The 17,311-nt window shown below is 65.4% G+C and carries 15 protein-coding genes and 1 pseudogene; 4 read left to right on the top strand and 12 right to left on the bottom strand.

Translation table 11 applies throughout. From position 1 onward, the window contains the following. Nucleotides 1–150: 150 nt before the first annotated feature. From BLX41_RS14560 to BLX41_RS14545, 4 genes are all read right to left on the bottom strand, one after another. A complete protein-coding gene (locus tag BLX41_RS14560) occupies nt 151–1,272 on the bottom strand; it encodes a class II histone deacetylase (RefSeq protein ID WP_185073569.1) in 1,122 nt (373 codons plus the stop codon). Between the two features lie 62 nt (nt 1,273–1,334). After that, complete coding sequence (locus BLX41_RS14555; protein ID WP_123725459.1) at nt 1,335–2,525, bottom strand: MFS transporter; 1,191 nt, start codon at nt 2,523–2,525, stop codon at nt 1,335–1,337. Between the two features lie 24 nt (nt 2,526–2,549). After that, nucleotides 2,550–3,422 carry a transporter gene (locus tag BLX41_RS14550; RefSeq protein WP_123725458.1) on the bottom strand — a complete coding sequence of 291 codons (873 nt, stop codon included), beginning with the start codon at nt 3,420–3,422 and terminating at the stop codon, nt 2,550–2,552. Nucleotides 3,423–3,559: 137 nt separating this feature from the next. After that, nucleotides 3,560–4,537 carry a helix-turn-helix transcriptional regulator gene (locus tag BLX41_RS14545; protein WP_123725457.1) on the bottom strand — a complete coding sequence of 326 codons (978 nt, stop codon included), beginning with the start codon at nt 4,535–4,537 and terminating at the stop codon, nt 3,560–3,562. 215 nt (nt 4,538–4,752) lie between these two features. Here BLX41_RS14545 and BLX41_RS14540 point away from each other — a divergent pair, with 215 nt between their 5' ends. Continuing rightward, on the top strand, nt 4,753–5,604 hold the full coding sequence (locus tag BLX41_RS14540; RefSeq protein WP_123725456.1) for a helix-turn-helix domain-containing protein: 852 nt from the start codon (nt 4,753–4,755) through the stop codon (nt 5,602–5,604). 83 nt (nt 5,605–5,687) lie between these two features. Next, nucleotides 5,688–6,038: a VOC family protein gene (locus BLX41_RS14535; RefSeq protein ID WP_123725455.1), complete on the top strand. Its 351-nt coding sequence runs from the start codon at nt 5,688–5,690 to the stop codon at nt 6,036–6,038. Between the two features lie 17 nt (nt 6,039–6,055). On the opposite strand, the gene hpaC is transcribed toward BLX41_RS14535, so the two are convergent. Further along, the gene (gene hpaC, locus BLX41_RS14530; RefSeq protein ID WP_123725454.1) at nt 6,056–6,568 is read right to left on the bottom strand and encodes a 4-hydroxyphenylacetate 3-monooxygenase, reductase component; all 513 of its coding nucleotides are present in this window, start codon (nt 6,566–6,568) and stop codon (nt 6,056–6,058) included. 140 nt (nt 6,569–6,708) lie between these two features. Continuing rightward, nucleotides 6,709–8,271, bottom strand: a complete 1,563-nt coding sequence (gene hpaB / locus BLX41_RS14525) for a 4-hydroxyphenylacetate 3-monooxygenase, oxygenase component (RefSeq protein ID WP_123725453.1) — start codon at nt 8,269–8,271, stop codon at nt 6,709–6,711. Nucleotides 8,272–8,651: 380 nt separating this feature from the next. Here hpaB and BLX41_RS37550 point away from each other — a divergent pair, with 380 nt between their 5' ends. Beyond that, nucleotides 8,652–10,277, top strand: coding sequence for a methyl-accepting chemotaxis protein (locus tag BLX41_RS37550; protein WP_123725452.1), 1,626 nt, complete (start codon nt 8,652–8,654; stop codon nt 10,275–10,277). Between the two features lie 85 nt (nt 10,278–10,362). Next, a complete protein-coding gene (locus tag BLX41_RS14515) occupies nt 10,363–11,562 on the top strand; it encodes a pyridoxal phosphate-dependent aminotransferase (RefSeq protein WP_123725451.1) in 1,200 nt (399 codons plus the stop codon). A gap of 152 nt (nt 11,563–11,714) precedes the next feature. Here the strand turns inward: BLX41_RS14515 and BLX41_RS14510 are convergent, their stop codons facing one another. The 6 genes and pseudogenes from BLX41_RS14510 to BLX41_RS35390 form a co-directional block, all read right to left on the bottom strand. After that, nucleotides 11,715–12,710, bottom strand: a complete 996-nt coding sequence (locus BLX41_RS14510) for a 2-hydroxyacid dehydrogenase (RefSeq protein ID WP_123725450.1) — start codon at nt 12,708–12,710, stop codon at nt 11,715–11,717. Nucleotides 12,711–12,728: 18 nt separating this feature from the next. After that, nucleotides 12,729–14,024, bottom strand: a complete 1,296-nt coding sequence (locus tag BLX41_RS14505; protein WP_123725449.1) for an MFS transporter — start codon at nt 14,022–14,024, stop codon at nt 12,729–12,731. Between the two features lie 152 nt (nt 14,025–14,176). Next, on the bottom strand, nt 14,177–15,139 hold the full coding sequence (locus BLX41_RS14500; protein ID WP_123725448.1) for a sugar kinase: 963 nt from the start codon (nt 15,137–15,139) through the stop codon (nt 14,177–14,179). Next, the gene (locus tag BLX41_RS14495; protein ID WP_123725447.1) at nt 15,132–15,914 is read right to left on the bottom strand and encodes a sugar phosphate isomerase/epimerase family protein; all 783 of its coding nucleotides are present in this window, start codon (nt 15,912–15,914) and stop codon (nt 15,132–15,134) included. The genes BLX41_RS14500 and BLX41_RS14495 overlap by 8 nt, the downstream gene beginning before the upstream one ends. 76 nt (nt 15,915–15,990) lie before the next feature. Beyond that, complete coding sequence (locus tag BLX41_RS14490; RefSeq protein ID WP_123725446.1) at nt 15,991–17,016, bottom strand: LacI family DNA-binding transcriptional regulator; 1,026 nt, start codon at nt 17,014–17,016, stop codon at nt 15,991–15,993. Nucleotides 17,017–17,172: 156 nt separating this feature from the next. Next, nucleotides 17,173–17,311 (bottom strand): annotated as a pseudogene (locus BLX41_RS35390) (alpha/beta hydrolase); the annotation flags it as partial.

Raw genomic sequence — 17,311 nt, 5'->3', positions numbered from 1 at the left:
CTTCGCCGGCAAGCCGGCTCCTACAGCGCGATCGTAGGAGCCGGCTTGCCGGCGAAGAGGCTAAGGACGCCCGTGAGGCTGATTGTCCGGCGACGGGCGCAGCCGGACAGGTGGCGACCGATGATCATCGGCCACGATTGCGAGGGGCATTTAGCGAGCGGCGGCCTCGATGGCCTCGGCCTGGCGGTCCAGCAACTGGCGCTGGAAGATCGCGAAGGCTTCCTTGGGTTGCTGCTGACGCACGAAGGCCAGCATCGGGTCGTCAACAGCGGTGCGCACGCCCGACAGGGCTTCCAGGGTGGCCAGTCCACAGAAGGGCACATAGGCCTCGGAGTAGCCACCTTCATGTACCAGCACCAGGCGTCCGGCGCACAGGCGCTCGGCGGTGTCTCGCAGGCATTGGGTCATCTCGCGGAAGGAGTCGCTGTGCAGCAGCATCCGCGCCAATGGGTCCACAGCGTTGGCGTCGTAGCCGCAGGCGACGATGATCAGCTCGGGTTCGAAGCGTTCCAGGGCCGGCACCACGATGCGCTGCATGGCGTACAGGTAGGCGTCATGGCCACCACCGGGCAGCAGCGGGACGTTGATGTTGCAGCCCAGGCCGGCGCCGCGGCCACGGTCCTGCTCACCGCCGTAACCCGGCGGGAAGCAGCCGTCCTGGTGCAGGGACAGGGTCAGCACATCGGCCCGTTCCTCGTAGATCGACTGGGTGCCGTTGCCGTGGTGCACGTCCCAGTCGATGACCGCTACCTTGCCCAGTCCATGACGGACCTTGGCGGCCTCGATGGCGATGGCGATGTTGGCCAGGAAACAGAAGCCCATGGCCTGGTCGCGAGTGCAGTGGTGTCCCGGTGGACGGGACAGGGAATAGGCGTTATCGGCTTCGCCGCTGAGCACGGCGTCCACGGCGGCCATGGCCAGCCCGGCGGACAGCTGGGCGATTTCATAGCTGCCCGGGCCCACCGGCGCCTCGTCGCCGAGGTGACCACCACCGGCGTCGCTCAAGGTCTTGAAACGTTGCAGGTAGGCAGCACTGTGGACCCGCAGCAGGTCGTCTTCGGTGGCCGCTGCGGCGCTGCGCAGGTGCAACTGTCGGGTCAGGCCGGAGACATCCATCAGGCTTTTCAAACGGCGCTTGGTTTCCGGTGATTCGGCGTGCCCGGCGGCAGACGGCGGTTGGACCCAGCCGCCTACCGGGAGTGTCAGGACGTGGGGGCCGCCGCTGTGCCACAGGGTGAGCTCATCAAAGAAAAAAGCGGTTCTACAGGTCATGGTGACATCCATTTTTCAAGGGAAGGGGTGTTCAAGGGCGCGGTGCTGCTGCGCGGTGGCAGTCATCGCCCCTGGGGGTGAGAAGGGGCCTGCAGGGTGGGGCGGCAGCTGAGTACCAGCGCCAGGGACAGCAGGGTGATGGCGGCGCCCCCCAGCAGCAGTCCCTGGAAGCCGCCGCTGCTTTCGATCAGGCGTCCGGCGAGGGTCGGGCCTATGGCCAGGCCGGCGCTGATCACCAGGTTGGAGGCGTTCATCAGTCGGCCGCTGCGATCCATCTGTGCCATGCGTGCCAGGATCAGCGGCAGGATGAAGGTCCAGGTGAACTTGAACACCAGCGCCGCCAGCGCGAAGCGCGCCAGTTGCGGCTGCCCCAGAAGCAGCAGCACCGAGCCCGCCATCAGGCCGTAGCCCAGCAGGAGCAGAGCATTGCGGGGCAGGCGGTCGCCGAACAGAGTGGCGCACAGTGCGCCGACTATGCCCATCAGGGTGGCGATGGCCAGAATGTCGCCGTTGGTCTGCGCCGAGAGGCCGGACTGGCTGCCGATGGAACCGATGAAGGTCCAGACCCCGCTGAGGCTGATGTAGAAGGTGAGGATGCCGAGAATTCCCAGGCTCGCCTTGAGCCAGGAGATCGCTGGAGCTTGCGGGGCGTCGGCGGCCGGGCGCGCAGCGCCTGCTGGAAAACAACGGGCCAGGGGCAGGCACAGGCTCATCAGCAGCGCCAGGATCAGGTAGCAGGTCCCCAGGCCAAAGCGCTCGAAGAGCATTGGCAACAGGCTCAGGCCGACCGCGCCCAGCACCAGCTGGCCCATCACCCAGAAACCGTAGGCTCGGCTGGGGTTGGGGCTGGCGGCGGCGCTGGCCAGGCAGATGATCATCAGCGAGCCGCCGGCCAGGGCACTGCAGATGCGCGCCATCAACAGCAGCGCATAGTCATGGGCCAGCATCGACAGCAGGTTGGCGCAGATGAACAGCAGCGCACTGCACAGTGCCGCGCGGCGCCAGTCGATGTGTTTCAGCCACCAGATGGCCGGCAACGTGGCCAGGCTCATGGCCCCCAGTTCGGCGGAGAACAGGTCGCCGATCTGCGTCGGGCTCAAGTGCCACTGGCTGGCCAGTTGGGCGGCGATGGCCGGGGCCATCAGCAGCACGGCGGGAGTGATGGCGGCGAACAGCACGATGGCTGCCAGCAGCCCCAGGGGTTGGCGGGTGGCTTGCTCGGTGGCGCTCAAAACGGGGTTCTGGGTGTTCATGGACAGGCTCCAAAGGCAAGGGGTTCAGAACACGTGGACCAGGCGCAGCAGGGCGTCGGTGCCGGCAAAGCCGTTATCGGTGGCGACGTTCTGCGACAGGCTGAACATCAGCTGGTTGTGCTTGTCCAGCCAGTGCCCGACCTCGAATCCGGCCTGGGTGTAGCGCTTGTGGGTGTCGTCGATACGTCGGTCGTTGATCCGCAGTTCGCCGCCATCGGCGTGGATCAGGCGCAGGGCGCCATAGGTGCTTGGGGTGAAGTCGTAGGAGGCGAAGGCTTGCAGGCGATAGAGCGGGTCCTGCTTCAGGTCGCTGCCGAAATAGTCGTCGTTGGTGCCGTACAACTGGGCTTCGAGGTTGGCCTCCAGCACCCATTTTTCCCCCAGGCCCTGGGTGTAGTTGTAGACAAAGGTCGCGCCCCAGCGATTGGCCCCCGGGGAGACGTCCGGGTTGCGGCTGTGGTACTCGCCCACCGGCAGCGTGATCAGGGTCAACAGGCCGCTGTAGGTGCGGGTTTGCGGCTGGTTGATGAAAAACAGCGTGCCCCCCACCTGGGGATCGCCGAAGCCGCTTTCCCCGGTATGGCGTTCGGCGCCGGGCAAACGGGCGTTGATGTCGGCCAAGGGCACGATGAACTGTGGGGTGCAAAGGGTGCCGCACAGGTCGCTGAAGAACACTTGGCGGTAGGCCATGGCATTGACCCGCAGCTCGGCCTTGCCGGTGCTGTCGGCCGGGCCGTGAAAGTCGCCGGCGCGGGTGGCCGGGAGGTACAGCACCCCCAGGCTGGTGCCCACGGGGGCGGCGAAGAAGTCCCGGGCGTTGAGGTCCGCGGCGTTGAGCGACAGGCTGGCCAGGGTGCCAGCCACGGCCAGGGTGGTGCGGGTAGGGAGCCTTGTCATGGGCGGTGCGTCTCTTGTTGGAGTTATTGTTCGGCGAAGGGCTCGCCGGCACACGGCAGTGGGGCAAAAAAAAAGGCAAAGGCTGCCCGTGGCCGTCAAACACGACGGCGCAAATCAGCGCTGGTCAGGGGCTGGAGTCAGTTGGGCGGGGCATGGAGCAACTGGGCGATGCGCGCCTTGTCCTTGACCCCGAGCTTGCTGTAGATGGCGCGAATGTGATGGCGCACGGTGTTGGGCGACATGCCCAGGTCCCGGGCCACTTCCTTGTAGGTCTTGCCATCGCCGAAGCACTGGGCGACGGCGTTTTCCCGGGGGCTGAGTTTGGGCAGAAGGCTGCGGCTGCGGGCGGCCAGCAGGTACAGGTCGCCCACCGCCGAGCAGTCGATCTGCAGGCGCTTGCCTTCGCAGCCGTTGCTGTCCAGGGCCATGGGCAGTTGCGGACCGTTCCACTGCGGCCATTCATGGAGCAGCAGATCGACAAAACCGCGCTCGGCGCACTGCAGCACACCGCGCTGGTCGCACACCGCCAGGGCCAGGTTGCGCGGGCGGGTGAGCTTCTCGCGCATGGCCACCAGGGTACGGATCTGATTGGCCGATACCGCTGCCACCAGGTGCAGCATCAGGTTGTTCAGCACATGGCAGTCGTCCTGGGTGAAGGCCGGGGCGCCGGGGGAACGGTACAGGGCCAGGTGGTTGCTCAGTTGGGTGTGGGGATCGATGTGCACCACGCACAGTAGCTCGCTGATGTTGTAGAGCCGGCTCAGCCAGTTGAGGCCTGGGCCGCTGTGCGGATCGGCCATGTTGACGATTACCGCCCGTCCCGGCACCTCGTGGACCCGGCTGACGGTGACATCGGTGTGGCGGATCGATTGCCAGTCCGGCAGGTAGCTCGGTGGCAGGCGGTACAGGTAGCAGCTGTGTTCATCCGGCAAGCCGTCGATCAGTGCGGCACGGCCCCACCAGGCACTGTCGAAAGGCAAGAGTTTGCTGATGCGCGCCAGGGCATGCTGGTGCAGGTTTTCGATGTCCTTGTTCTGCGCCAGTTGCTGCAGTTCCAGGGTCAGCTCGCTGAAGGCCTGCAACAGGCTGGCCGGAGCATGATCGGGTCGGTTCATGGGTCTGTACCTCTGTGCGACGTTGTTATTGTTTTCGTCACGGAAGTGGTTGAGGACCGTTACGCCGGAGGGACGTGGGCAGGGCCTGGTGCGAGTATCGATGGCTTGGCCGGCCACCGCCATCCTACAGATGCAGGAGGTGGCCCATGGCCCAGCGGCGCGGGTCGCTTATGCTTCAGCTGGTAAAACCGTGATCACTATTGGGAGTGAGTTCGATGTCAATGCAGCCTTTCTCTGTTTCGCACTGCGTCACAGGGTTTGATGCCATCAGGCTGCGGCCCTGGGGCGGTCGCTTGTACGGCTTCAGCGAGACACTGCCGGGCACCGTGCGGCGGCTTGAGGTCGCGCAGCCACAGGTCAAGCTGGTCATCGGGCTGGCGTCCCCCTACGGGCTCGCCGCCAATGGACGCGAGGAGTGGTGTCAGGCGTTCGTGGTGAGCCGCCCGGCAGCTCCGGTGATCGTCGAGCAGAGCGGTGTGCATTCATGCATCGAGGTGGAGCTACCGCCCTGGGCCGCGTACCGCCTGTTTCAGGGCGATGGCCAAGTGCTTGCCAGCCCTTGGCTGGATCTGCGGGAACTGTGGGGCAGGTCGGTTTGCTTGTTGGTCGAGGCACTGGAAGAAAGCCTTTGCTGGACGAGTCGATTGCAGCGGGTCGAAACCTTTCTTGCCGAGCGTTTGCAGAACTCGCGCCGTGAGGTACCCGAGATGCTGCGTCGGGCCTGGGAGGAACTGCAGCGAAGCGCTGGCGGTACCTCGATCGGTGATCTGAGTCAGCAGGCCGGCTGCAGCGGACGGCATTTCGCCAGTCGCTTCAAGGCCCATCTGGGACAAGGGCCCAAGGCCTGCGCCCGGCATATTCGTTTTGCTCGCGCCCAGCAGTTGCTGGAATCGCTACCGGCGCTGGAGCTGGTGCAGGTTGCGGTGCTGTGCGGCTACAGCGACCAGAGCCACTTCACCCGGGAGTTCCAGGCATTCGCCGGCTGCTCCCCGGGAGCCTATGCCCGAAGCGGCTGGGCCGATATTCCTGGCAAACCGGCATCGTTGCTCGAAGGCCGGGAGAATTGAGTGACCCGGTCAGTTTTATTCAAGACCCGCCGAGCCTTTGCAGCGGACAGTGACAGCTCTGTCTCTGTGAACGTGGAGGATGTATGCCAGGTAGTCTTTCTCATGTGGAAATCGGGGTTGCCGACGCTCCGCAGTCGCTGGTTTTTTTCCAGCGCCTGTTCGACTGGTCGCCGCAGCGGTTAGGTGCAACGGAGGAGGCCTGGTTGCAGACGCCCTCGATCCGGGTCGGCGTCCATGGCGACGATCCGCAGTCGCGCATGGTCGTGTATTTCCGGGTCAGCGACATGGCCGACAGCGTGTCCCGGGTCCGGGCTCTGGGGGGGCAGGCCGGTGACATCAGTCCCCACGAACCCGGTTTCGGTCGGTTCTGCCAGTGCCACGATCCCCAGGGCGTGTGCTTCGGCCTGCATCAGCCGGACCCCCTTGAATCCTAGCCAGGGCTGGGAGGTGTTCAGGCAGCCTGGCCAGGGCGCTGCAGGCGATGGAAGCAACGGCTGAAATACACCAGTGAGTCGCCTTGCTCGCGCACGCTGATTTCATCCAGCTCCACCAGCATCACCGAGTGGGTGCCGATTTCCTGGACCTCGGTGATGCGTCCCTGGAGGCTGGCCAGGGCGCCGTCCAGCACCGGCAGGGCCTGCAGACCGTCGCGCCAGGGGTGCAGGCCGAAGCGCTGGTCCATGGCCACTCCGGTCATGCCGGCAAAATGCCGGGCCACTTCCTCGTGTTCGCCGCTGAGGACGTTGATGCACAAATGGCCGTTGCCCTTGAACACCGGGTTCAGGGCGCTGTTGCGGTTGACGCAGACCATCAGCGTTGGCGGGCTGTCGGTGACCGAGCAGACCGCGGTGGCGGTGATGCCGCAACGGCCGGCGGGGCCGTTGCTGGTGATGACGTTGACCGCCGCGGTCATGTGGGCCATGGCGTTGCGGAAGGCGAGTTGCTTGGGATCGAGTACAGACATGACGAATTCCTCATGGACGCAGGGCATTGCGCTGCAGGAGCCAGCTTGCCGACGAAGAGGGCCTTGTAGTGCTCTGGCGGGCGCTTTCGCTGGCAAGCCAGCTCCTACGACAACAGGTGGACATTGGCCTTTTCCGTTGGCTATTGGCGGATGCGGTCCAGCATGTTGATGTCATCCGGGTTGCTCAGGTGCGGCACGGTCCAGCCGTCGAGGTCGTAGTCGCCGAGGCATTTGTCCACCAGGTCGGTCATGGCCTTCATCGAGCCGCTGGCCTGGGCATGGCGCAGGCACTGCATGCGGATCTCGTCCTTGCTGCCGGCGTAGTTGATCTCGTACAGCTCGTGGCGGCCGCCGAACTCGGTGCCGATGGCGTCCCAGAGCAGTTTGAGGATCTTGATCCGCTCTTCGTGGCCCATGCCTCCCGAACCGCGGCAGTAGGTGCCGAGGTACTGGTTGAGCACCGGGTCCTTGAGGTCGCGGGAGCCGGAGGGCAGGTAGATCAGCCCGCTGGCCACCACTTGCTCGATGATCTTCTTGATGTCGGTGTAGGCCTGGGGCGCCAGGACCCGGTAAGCCTGCAGCGCCTGGGTGCTGGGCAGGTAGACGCCGTTCATCCATTCGCTGGCGTTGCCGTGCATCGCGTCGGTCAGCGACCAGAACAGGTTGCGCCAGGCCACCACTTCGCCGACTTGGGCCTGGACCCCGCGAAACTCCAGGGAGCCGGTGCACTGCAGGGCCTTGACCAGCAACCCGGTGATGAAGTCCAGCTTCACCGCCAGCCGGGTGCAGCCCTGCATCGGGAACAACCGGCCAAAACCACCTTGCGGGAACCACTGGCGGCAGCGCTCGAAGTCACGGTAGATCAGCACGTTCTCCCAGGGGATGAACACCTTGTCCATGATCAGGATCGCGTCGTTCTCGTCGAAGCGGCTGGACAGCGGGTAGTCGAAGGGCGAGCCGGTCATGCCGGCCTGCAATTCGTAGGAAGGGCGGCAGATCAGCTTCATGCCCCGGGTGTTCATCGGCGCGATGAACATCAGGGCGAAGTCGGTGTTGTCCCCCAGCAGCTGGGCCGAGCCCTGGCCGACGAAGTTGTAGTGGGTCAGGGCCGAGTTGGTGGCCACCACCTTGGCGCCGCTGACGATGATCCCGCCCTCGACTTCCTCGTCCACCGAGATGAACACGTCCTTGACCTGATCCACCGGCTTGTCGCGGTCGATGGGCGGATTGACGATGGCGTGGTTGAGGTAGAGGCAGGCTTCCTGGATGCGCTTGTACCAGGTGCGGGCGTTACCTTCGAAGCGCCCGTAGAACTCCGGGTTGGCCCCCAGGGCACTGCCGAAGGCGGCCTTGTAGTCGGGGCTGCGGCCCATCCAGCCATAGGTCAGGCGCGACCAGTCGGCGATGGCATCGCGCTGCTGGCGCAGTTCATCGGGGCTTTTCGCCGAGCGGAAGAACTTGTGGGTGTAGCCGCCGTTGCCGGTGTCGGTGTCCCAGCACAGCTGTTCCTTGGTGGCCGGGTCGTGCAGGGCGTCGTACAGGCGGGCCATGGAGGCCGCCGAGTTGCGGAAGGCCGGGTGGGTGGTGACGTCCTTGACCCGGTCGCCATAGATGTAGATTTCACGGTCGTCGCGCAGGCTGGCCAGGTATTCGGCACCGGTCAGCGGGCGGTTGGTTGCGGCACGAAAGTCTTCGGGTTTCATATCCAGTCTCGGCGTTGTTTTTATTGACTGGGGCCATGATGGGCAGGGACGGGCGCTGAAAAAATGGCTTTTACGGCGAATGAATTGCACTTTTCATAGGGCGCATTGGCGCTCTCGGGTTGGGGCACCGGAGACGGCTCCGGGGCAGCGGCTGACTGCTTTATCGATTCACTTCGCGTTGTGTTGTATCAGTCCTGAAACAGGGGTCGCATTTCGAAATATTTTTGCCAATCAGCCAGATGAAAGCTCAAGTTCGGCCGATATCTCTGATAGGCCCATGGACGCTGTTTCCATGGCGTCCCACGTCGATGCAGCCCTGATGCGTCGGCGGATCAAGGGCATGGATGCTCGCCGCCCCGTTCTCCTTCGAGACTCGTCCTATGTCCTTGCGTAACCTGAATATCGCCCCGCGTGCTTTCCTCGGTTTTGCCTTTATTGCCTTGCTGGTCATGGTACTGGGCGTGTTTGCGGTGAACCGCATGTCGATCATCCGCGACGCGTCCCTGGAAATGGAAAGCAATCAGCTGCCCAGCGTCGGTTACCTCGGCAACCTGACCGAGAACGTCCTGCGCCTGCGGATTCTGTCATTTCGCGTGTTGGTGAACCGCGAGCCGGCCGGCCTTGCCGAAGCCCAGACTCGCATCGGCGTGCTGGTGGACAAGGCCAAGCAGGCCCAGGCCAGCTACGCGGCCTTGCCGGCGGGCCCGGAGGAAGTGGCACTGTACAAGACCTTCAGCGCGACCCTGGACAACTACCTGCAGGCGCAGAAGGAGATGCTCGAACTGTCACGCCAGGACAAGCTGGAAGAGCTGCGCACCCTGATCAACACCCGGATCAAGGACGGCACCGACCAGATGGGCGAGCAGTTGAACAAGCTCATCGCGATCAATGCCGCGGATGCCAAGAGTGCCTCCAAGGCGGCCGGCGAGCATTACAACAGTGCCATCGCCGGGATCGTCATCGTCGCGCTGATTGCGGCGTTGCTGACCATCGTGCTGGCGCTGCTGTTGACCCGCAGCATCGTCACCCCCCTGAACAAGGCGCTCAACGCCGCCGAGGTGATCGCCGGCGGCAACCTGCGCCAGGCCATCGAGGTTGACGGCAAGGACGAACCGGCGCGCCTGTTGCGTGCCCTGGCGGAAATGCAGGCCAGCCTGCGCCGCACCATCGAGCAGATCGCCGGCTCGGCGACCCAGCTGGCTTCGGCCTCGGAAGAACTCAGCGCGGTGACCGAGGAAGCCTCTCGCGGCGTGCAGCAGCAGAACACCGAGATCGAACAGGCCGCCACCGCAGTCAACGAAATGACCGCGGCGGTGGAAGAGGTGGCGCGTAACGCGGTGTCCACCTCCGAGGCTTCCCAGCAGTCGACCCAGGCTGCCCGTGAAGGCCGCGACCGTGTGGTGCAGACTGTCGAGGCAATCCAGACCATGGCCCACGACGTGCAAAACACCTCGGTGATGATCGAAGGCCTGGCGACCCAGGGCCGGGACATTGGCAAGGTGCTGGACGTGATTCGCGCCATCGCCGAGCAGACCAACCTGCTGGCGCTCAACGCCGCCATCGAAGCGGCCCGTGCCGGCGAGGCCGGGCGCGGCTTTGCCGTGGTGGCCGATGAGGTTCGGGCCCTGGCCCATCGCACCGCCCAGTCGACCCAGGAAATCGAGAAGATGGTGGCCGGTATCCAGAACGGCACCGGCGAGGCGGTGGAGTCCATGCAGCAGAGCAATCAGCGGACCCAGAGCACCCTGGAACTGGCCCGCGCCGCTGGCGTGTCCCTGGAGCAGATCGCCGAGTCCATCAACCAGATCAACGAACGCAACCTGGTGATCGCCAGTGCCTCGGAAGAGCAGGCCCAGGTGTCCCGCGAGGTGGACCGCAACCTGGTGAACATCCGCGACCTGGCCACCCAGTCGGCGGCCGGAGCCAACCAGACCAGCGCCGCCAGCCATGAACTGTCGCGCCTGGCGGTGGATCTCAACGCCATGGTGGCGCGCTTCGTGGTTTAAGGGCGCGAACGGTGGGGCGGGGCGCTCGACGAGTGCCCCGCCAGCACCTAGGGTTTTGGCTGAAGCATCTTTCATGGAGAAAGCGATGCGCTATTCAGCCCTGACCCAACGGATTGTCGGAGAAGGTTCCGCAGCCTGGAACATCCACTACCGGGCCCTGGCCCTGCGCGAGCAGGGGCGGGATGTGTTGCTGCTGACCATCGGCGATCCGGATTTCGATACCCCCAAGCCCGTGGTCCAGGCAGCGATCGACAGCCTGCTGGCCGGTGATACCCACTATTCGGACGTGCGCGGCAACCTGGCGTTGCGCAGCTGCATTGCCCGTCGCCATCATCAGCGCAGCGGGCAGATTGTCGACGCCGAGCACGTGGTGGTGTTGCCGGGTGCCCAATGCGCGGTGTTTTCCGTGGCCCAGTGCCTGCTCAATCCCGGGGACGAGGTGCTGGTGGCCGAGCCCATGTATGTCACCTACGAAGGCGTGTTCGGCGCCTGCGGGGCGCGCATCGTGCCGGTGCCGGTGCGGGCCGAGCAGGGGTTTCGCGTCGATCCGCGGGACATGGCGGAGCGGATCACCCCGCGCACCCGGGCCATGCTGCTCAACAGCCCGAACAACCCTTCAGGCGCGAGCCTGTCCCTCGACGATTGGCAAGCCCTGGCGCGGCTGTGCTTTGCCCACGACTTGTGGCTGATTTCCGATGAGGTCTATTGCGACCTGCTGTACGAGGGCCGCCATTTGAGCCCCGGCAGCCTGCCGCGCATGGGCGAGCGCACGGCCACCATCAACAGCCTGTCCAAGTCCCATGCCATGAGTGGCTGGCGGGTAGGCTGGGTGATTGCCCCGCCGACCCTGGTCGGGCACCTGAGCAACCTGGCGCTGTGCATGCTGTACGGCCTGCCGGACTTTGTGCAGAACGCCGCGGTGGTGGCCCTGGACAGCGACCTGCCGGAACTGGCGCAGATGCGCGACGAGTACCGTCGGCGCCGGGACCTGGTGTGCACGCTGCTGGGCCAGTGTCCGGGGCTGACCCCGATCTGCCCGGATGGCGGCATGTTCGTCATGGTGGATGTACGCCGTACCGGGCTCGACGCCCAGGCCTTTGCCGACCGTCTGCTGGAAGACCACGGCGTTTCGGTACTGGCCGGTGAAGCCTTCGGCCCCAGCGCTGCGGGGCACATTCGCATCGGCCTGGTGCTGGACTGCGAACGCCTGGCCGAGGCCTGCCGGCGCATTGCCCGCTGCACCGGCGAACTCCTCGAACGCCGCTCCCCAACCCGCTACCTGTAGGCGCCGGCCGGGCGGCGTTCCGGTCGCCCCGACACCGCGCGATATTCCCGTGGGAGCCGGCTTGCCGGCGCAGAGGGCCTTGTGGTGCTCTGGCGGGCGCGTTCGCTGGCAAGCCAGCTCCTACACGGGGGCGGTGTGTCGTTGTCAGTCCGTTACCCGGCCTGCCGGGCCTTGGCGGTCCACGCGGCGGTGTTCACCAGGTTGGGTGGGCGCTGCCCCGACAGGGCCGCCAGCAGGTTGTCCACCGCGCAGCGGGCCATGGCCTCGCGGGTTTCGTGGGTGGCCGAACCGATGTGCGGAGTGGCCACCACATGGGGCAACTGCAGCAACGGTGAGCGGTGATCCAGCGGTTCGCGCTCGAACACGTCCAGCCCGGCGCCCCGTATCCGTCGCTCCTGCAAGGCTTCGATCAAGGCCGCTTCGTCCACCACCTTGCCCCGGGAAATATTGATGAAGATGCTCTCCGGGCGCATCAACGCCAGCTCCCGACGGCCAATCAGCCCTTGGGTTTTCTCGGTCAACGGCAAGGTCAGGCAAACGAAGTCGGCCTCTTGCAGCAGTTGCTCCAGGCTCCGGTAGCGGGCATTGAAGCGTTGCTCCACCGCCGGCTTGGGGCTGTTGCTGTGGTAGATCAGCGGCATGCCGAAGCCGAAGTGCCCACGCTGGGCCAGCGCCTCGCCAATACGGCCCATGCCGATGATGCCCAGGGTCTTGCCGTGCACGTCACTGCCGAAATGCAGCGGGCCGATGTTGCGGTTCCATTGCCCGGCGCGAACCAGGTTGGCCAGTTCCACCACGCGCCGGGCGGTGGCCAGGATCAGGGCGAAGCCGGTGTCGGCGGTGGTTTCGGTGAGCACGTCCGGAGTGTTGCTGAGCAGGATCCCGCGTTGGGTCAGGTAGTCGATGTCGTAGTTGTCGACCCCCACCGAGACACTGGCCACCGCTTGCAGGCGCGGCGCCAGGTCCAGCAGGTCGGCGTCCAGGCGCAGGCTCGCCCCCAGCAGGCCGTCGGCGCTGGGCAGGGCCTGGCGCAAGGCCTTGAGGCCGGTGGGGCCCAGGTCCTCGATCAGGGTGACCTCGGTCTGTTCCTGCAGGCGGGCCATCAGCGACGGCGAGAGTTTCTTGTACAGCACCAGGTGTTTTTTCATGAGGGTCTCGGTGGCAGTTCAGGGGTGGGCCAGACGGCGACGCAGGGGCAGGCGCTTGGCCTGGGGGGCACTGGCACCGGGGTTGAGCAGCAGGGTCAACAGCACCGAGAGCAACAGGGCGCCGCTCATCAGCAGGTAGGACATTCCCGGCGAGCCGGTGGCGCTGTTCAGGTAACCCACCAGGTAGGAGCCGCCGAAGGAGCCCAGGGCGCCCATGCTGTTGATCAGGGCCATGGCGCCGCCGGCGACGTTGGCCGGGAGAATCTCCGGAACGATGGCGAAGAACGGGCCGTATGGCGCGTACATGCAGGCCCCGGCGATCACCAGCAGGCTGTAGGACCACCAGAAGTGTTCCGCCCCCAGCAGGTAGGACCCGTAGAAAGCGATGGCGGCCACCAGCAGCGGCGGCCAGACGAAGCGCTTGCGTTTCTGGGTCCGGTCCGAGCCCCAGGACACCACGAGCATGGCGATCACCGCCGCCAGATAGGGCAGGGCCGAGAGCCAGCCGGCCTCCACCATGTCCATTTGCGCACCGTGCTTGAGGATCGACGGCAGCCACAGGACGAAACCGTAGACCCCGATGCTCCAGCAGAAGAACTGCAGCGCGAGGATGATCACCTTGGGCGAGCGGAAGGCCTCGGCGTAGTTCTTCACCGCCTTGATGCCTTGCTGTTCGGCGGCCAGGGCGCTTTCCAGGTCCTGCTTCTCCTGGGCGCTGAGCCACTGGGCCTGGCTGGGCCGGTCATCGGCCAGGCGCCACCAGATAAAGGCCCAGAGCACTGCCGGCAAGCCCTCGATGATGAACATCCAGCGCCAGCTGAAGTGCTCCACCAGGTAGCCCGAGACCACCGACATCCAGAGCATGGTCACCGGGTTGCCGAGGATCAGGAAGGTGTTGGCCCGGGAGCGCTCCGCCCGGGTGAACCAGTGACACAGGTACACCAGCATCGCCGGCATCACCGCAGCCTCCACCACCCCGAGCATGAAACGGATGGCGATCAGCATGTAGGCGTTGGACACGATGCCGGTGAGGGTGGCCAGCCCGCCCCAGAGAATCAGGCTGACGAAGATCAGTTTCTTCACGCTGCGTTTTTGCGCGTAGATCGCCCCCGGCACCTGGAAGAAGAAGTAGCCGAGGAAGAACAGCGCCCCCAGCAGCGATGACAGCCCCGGGGTGATCTGCAAGTCATTGGCCATCCCGGAGGCGGCGGCGAAGCCGTAGTTGGCGCGGTCCAGGTAGGCCAGGCTGTAGGTGATGAAGACGATGGGCATGATGTACCACCAGCGGCGGGCGGCGAGTTTGAGCGTGTCCATGAAAGTTCTCCTGAGCTTGTTGTTTTTGTCGCAACAGGTGGTTCTTGGTTTTGGTTCGGATGCGCAATGCTGTTGTAGGAGCCGGCTTGCCGGCGAAGAGGCCCTTTAGCCTTGCATCGCCCTGGCGGGCGCCTTCGCTGGCAAGCCGGCTCCTACAGGGCGCAGGCAGTTTTCAGGGGCGGTGCCTGGTCCGGCAGTTCGTGGCGTCTGGGCAGGCCTTCCATGTCGCCGCGGCTTTGTACCGCGCGGCTGCCGACCCAATTGGCCCGCTGCACCGCCTCGGTCACGCTGCGGCTTTCCAGCAGGGCGCTGATCAGGCCCACGGCGAAGGCATCGCCGGCCCCCACGGTGTCCACCACCTGGGTCACCGGCACGCCGTCGACGAAGCCGGCATCCAGTTGCGTGCGGTAGTAGGCGCCATGGGCACCGAGCTTGATCACCACCGCTTCGGCGCCCTGGTCCAGGTAGAAGGCGGCGATGTCCGCCGGGTCGTCACGGCCGGTGAGCAGGCGCCCTTCGCTCAAGCCCGGCAGCACCCAGTGGGCCAGGGCCGCGAGGCGGTTGATCTCGCGGATCATCAGGGCCTCGCTGGCCCACAGGCCGGGACGCAGATTGGGGTCGAAGGACACGCTGCGGCCGCTGGCGCGCTGGGTCTGCATCAGGTGGCCGGACAGCTCCCGGGCCGACTCCGACAGCGCCGGGGGAATCCCGGTGGCGTGCAGATGGCGGGCCTGGAGCAGGGCCGGGGCCAGATCGTCGAGGCTCAGGTGGCTGGCGGCCGAACCACGGCGGAAGTACTCGACCCGTGGATCGTCTCCGGTTTCCTCCCGGGACTTGAGCTGAAAGCCCGTGGGGTGCAGCGGGTCACAGCGCACGAAGCGGCAGTCCAGGCCTTCGGCCTGCAAGGTGTCGAGCACGAAACGCCCGAGGGAGTCGTTGCCGACCCGGCTCAGCCAGGCCACCTTGAAGCCCAGGCGTGACAGGCCGATGGCCACGTTGCTGTCGGCCCCGGCAATGCGTTTGTGAAAGTGCTCGACTCGGGCCAGGTCGCCGCTGTGCTCGGCGACGAACATGGCCATGGTTTCCCCGAAAGACAGAATATCGATCTCAGACATCGGCTGGCTCCAGTCGCGACTGGCCGAGGCGGGCCAACAGATCGACCTGCTCGGTGGTCACCTGCAGCAGGTCGGCGCCTTGCAGGGGATACTCCACTGCCCGGGTAATACCTTGAGTCATGTGCTGCAGCAGTTGTTCCCACTGCTGCAACTGCGGGGCGCCGGGCGGTAGGGCCACCCGCTTGCCGTCGACCCGCAGGCGTACCGCCTTGCAGTGCACGTAGTCCACATGCCGGCCCAACAAGTGCGCGGCCGAAAGCGCCGACTGCTCTTGCCACTCCCAGTTGCCGATATCGAAGGTCATGCGCAGGGGCAGATTCCAGCCTTGCACGGCGTTGAAAAAACGCTGGAAGGGCTCGATGCGCCCGCCGTGGACGGTCTGGTCGTTTTCCACCAACAGGGCGAGGGGCTGGCCCGACAACAGGCTGGCCAGGCTGTCCAGGTCATGATGTTCAGTGAAGTGGCCGAGGGACACTTTGAGCTGCTTGGCGCCGAACGCCCGGGCCCGTTGCAGGGTGGCGGACAGTTCGGGATTGGGTTCGCGGTGCTTGGCCTGCCACAGCTCCAGCGGCGAGGAAAATACGCTTTCCAGACCCTGTTCCCGGGCACTACGGGCCAGCTCCTCGGGTTTCTCGTGGGTCAGCAGTTCTTCGCGCCATTCGATGCACGAAGCGCCGGCGGCGGCCACCAGGGCGATGAAATGGCCCTGGCCGTGCTGGCGGACCAGATCTGCGCCGTAGCTGGACAAGCTGATGGAGACGGGTGATTGATGCATGCTTCAGACCTCTGAAACCGGTTTCATTTTTATTCGAGAAAACCCCGGACACGCTGCGATGCAGGGTGTCTCGGGATTACACAGGGTGTTTTTGGGTGGAGCCGCGAACCATCAGTTGCGCCGCAAAGTCCAGCACCCGCGCCGGGCCGGCATCACCTCGCAGGCGCTTGAGCAGGCATTCGAAAGCGGCGGTGCCTATGGCCTCGGTGGGCTGGGCCAGGGCACTGATGCCGCTGCCCACCAGGGGGTACCAGTCCAGGTCGTCGAGGGCGATCAGGCCGATGCCTTCGAACAAGGGGCACTGCAGTTCACGCAAGACCCGGGTCGCCGCCAGGGCCGCCACGCCGTTGGCGCAGAACAGCGCCTTGGGGCCGGGGCCGGGAGCGTCGAGAAAGTCTTTCAGATGGCGGGCCAGGGCCTCGCCGGTCTCCAGTGACTGGCCGCGCAAGGCCGGGCGCCGGGCAACTTCGTCCTGGAAGGCAGCGCTGCGTTCGAGCCGTGAGCTGGTGCCGTCATGGGGTTCGCTGACCAGCAACAGGTCGCGATAACCCTGTTGCTCCAGGTGCTCGACAGCGCTGTGCACCGCCGCCGGGTTGTCCAGGCCCACCAGATCGGCGTGCAGTGATTCAAGCTTGCGGTCCACCAGGACCATGGGCATTTCCTGCTGCAACTCCAGCAACTGCTCCAGGTGATGACCCAGGGTGTTCACGATCAGGCCTTCGATGTTGTAGGCCCGCAGGTTGGCCAGGTGCTGGGCTTCCTGCTGATCGTCACGGTCGGTGTTGCACACCACCAGGCTGTAGCCGTGCTGGCGGCAGGCGGTTTCCACGCCATGCATCACGGCAATCGAATAGGGGTTGCGGATATCGGCCACCAGCATGCCGATCAGGCGGGTACGCCCGCGTTTCAGACCGCGGGCCATCTGGTTCGGGCGGTAGCCCAGCGCGCTGATGGCCTGCTCGATGCGCAAGGCAATGGCCTCGGAGAGCAGGGCCCGGTCTTCGCCGATAAAGCGCGACACGCTGGCCTTTGAGACCCCGGCGTGGCGGGCGACATCGAGCATGGTGACGCGGCTGCGCTGGGCGGCGGAAAACTGATTCACGGGCGACGACCTTATTCTTGGAGTTATCGGTTTGCAGTCCTTCCGAGTGTGGAGCTGAAACCGGTTTCAGGAAACCGCAAAAGCCATTCTGCCGTCAAGGGCGAAACGTCGATAAATCGCTATCAGGGTTGAAGGTGGCTGACCAACGGTAGGGGCTCAGGCTGGCTCAAGAAACTCGCGCAGGGCCCGCAGCAGGGCGTCATACAGCGCATCGACTTCCGCCGCCAGCCCTCTGGCCCGCAGGCAGCCATGCACCAGGCCCAGGCCCGGGTACAGCTGGCTGGCGACGCCGGCG

This window comes from Pseudomonas protegens, assembly GCF_003732485.1.
Lineage (GTDB): Bacteria > Pseudomonadota > Gammaproteobacteria > Pseudomonadales > Pseudomonadaceae > Aquipseudomonas > Aquipseudomonas protegens_B.
The sequence above is the reverse complement of the archived record's forward strand: the minus strand, read 5'-3'. Positions and strand labels throughout refer to the sequence as shown.

Excerpts from the sequence above, each read along its gene's own strand:
- BLX41_RS14560 (WP_185073569.1), bottom strand. The coding sequence starts at position 1,272 with ATGACCTGTAGAACCGCTTTTTTCTTTGATGAGCTCACCCTGTGGCAC.
- BLX41_RS14555 (WP_123725459.1), bottom strand. The coding sequence starts at position 2,525 with ATGAACACCCAGAACCCCGTTTTGAGCGCCACCGAGCAAGCCACCCGC.
- BLX41_RS14550 (WP_123725458.1), bottom strand. The coding sequence starts at position 3,422 with ATGACAAGGCTCCCTACCCGCACCACCCTGGCCGTGGCTGGCACCCTG.
- BLX41_RS14545 (WP_123725457.1), bottom strand. The coding sequence starts at position 4,537 with ATGAACCGACCCGATCATGCTCCGGCCAGCCTGTTGCAGGCCTTCAGC.
- BLX41_RS14540 (WP_123725456.1), top strand. The coding sequence starts at position 4,753 with ATGTCAATGCAGCCTTTCTCTGTTTCGCACTGCGTCACAGGGTTTGAT.
- BLX41_RS14535 (WP_123725455.1), top strand. The coding sequence starts at position 5,688 with ATGCCAGGTAGTCTTTCTCATGTGGAAATCGGGGTTGCCGACGCTCCG.
- hpaC (WP_123725454.1), bottom strand. The coding sequence starts at position 6,568 with ATGTCTGTACTCGATCCCAAGCAACTCGCCTTCCGCAACGCCATGGCC.
- hpaB (WP_123725453.1), bottom strand. The coding sequence starts at position 8,271 with ATGAAACCCGAAGACTTTCGTGCCGCAACCAACCGCCCGCTGACCGGT.
- BLX41_RS37550 (WP_123725452.1), top strand. The coding sequence starts at position 8,652 with ATGTCCTTGCGTAACCTGAATATCGCCCCGCGTGCTTTCCTCGGTTTT.
- BLX41_RS14515 (WP_123725451.1), top strand. The coding sequence starts at position 10,363 with ATGCGCTATTCAGCCCTGACCCAACGGATTGTCGGAGAAGGTTCCGCA.
- BLX41_RS14510 (WP_123725450.1), bottom strand. The coding sequence starts at position 12,710 with ATGAAAAAACACCTGGTGCTGTACAAGAAACTCTCGCCGTCGCTGATG.
- BLX41_RS14505 (WP_123725449.1), bottom strand. The coding sequence starts at position 14,024 with ATGGACACGCTCAAACTCGCCGCCCGCCGCTGGTGGTACATCATGCCC.
- BLX41_RS14500 (WP_123725448.1), bottom strand. The coding sequence starts at position 15,139 with ATGTCTGAGATCGATATTCTGTCTTTCGGGGAAACCATGGCCATGTTC.
- BLX41_RS14495 (WP_123725447.1), bottom strand. The coding sequence starts at position 15,914 with ATGCATCAATCACCCGTCTCCATCAGCTTGTCCAGCTACGGCGCAGAT.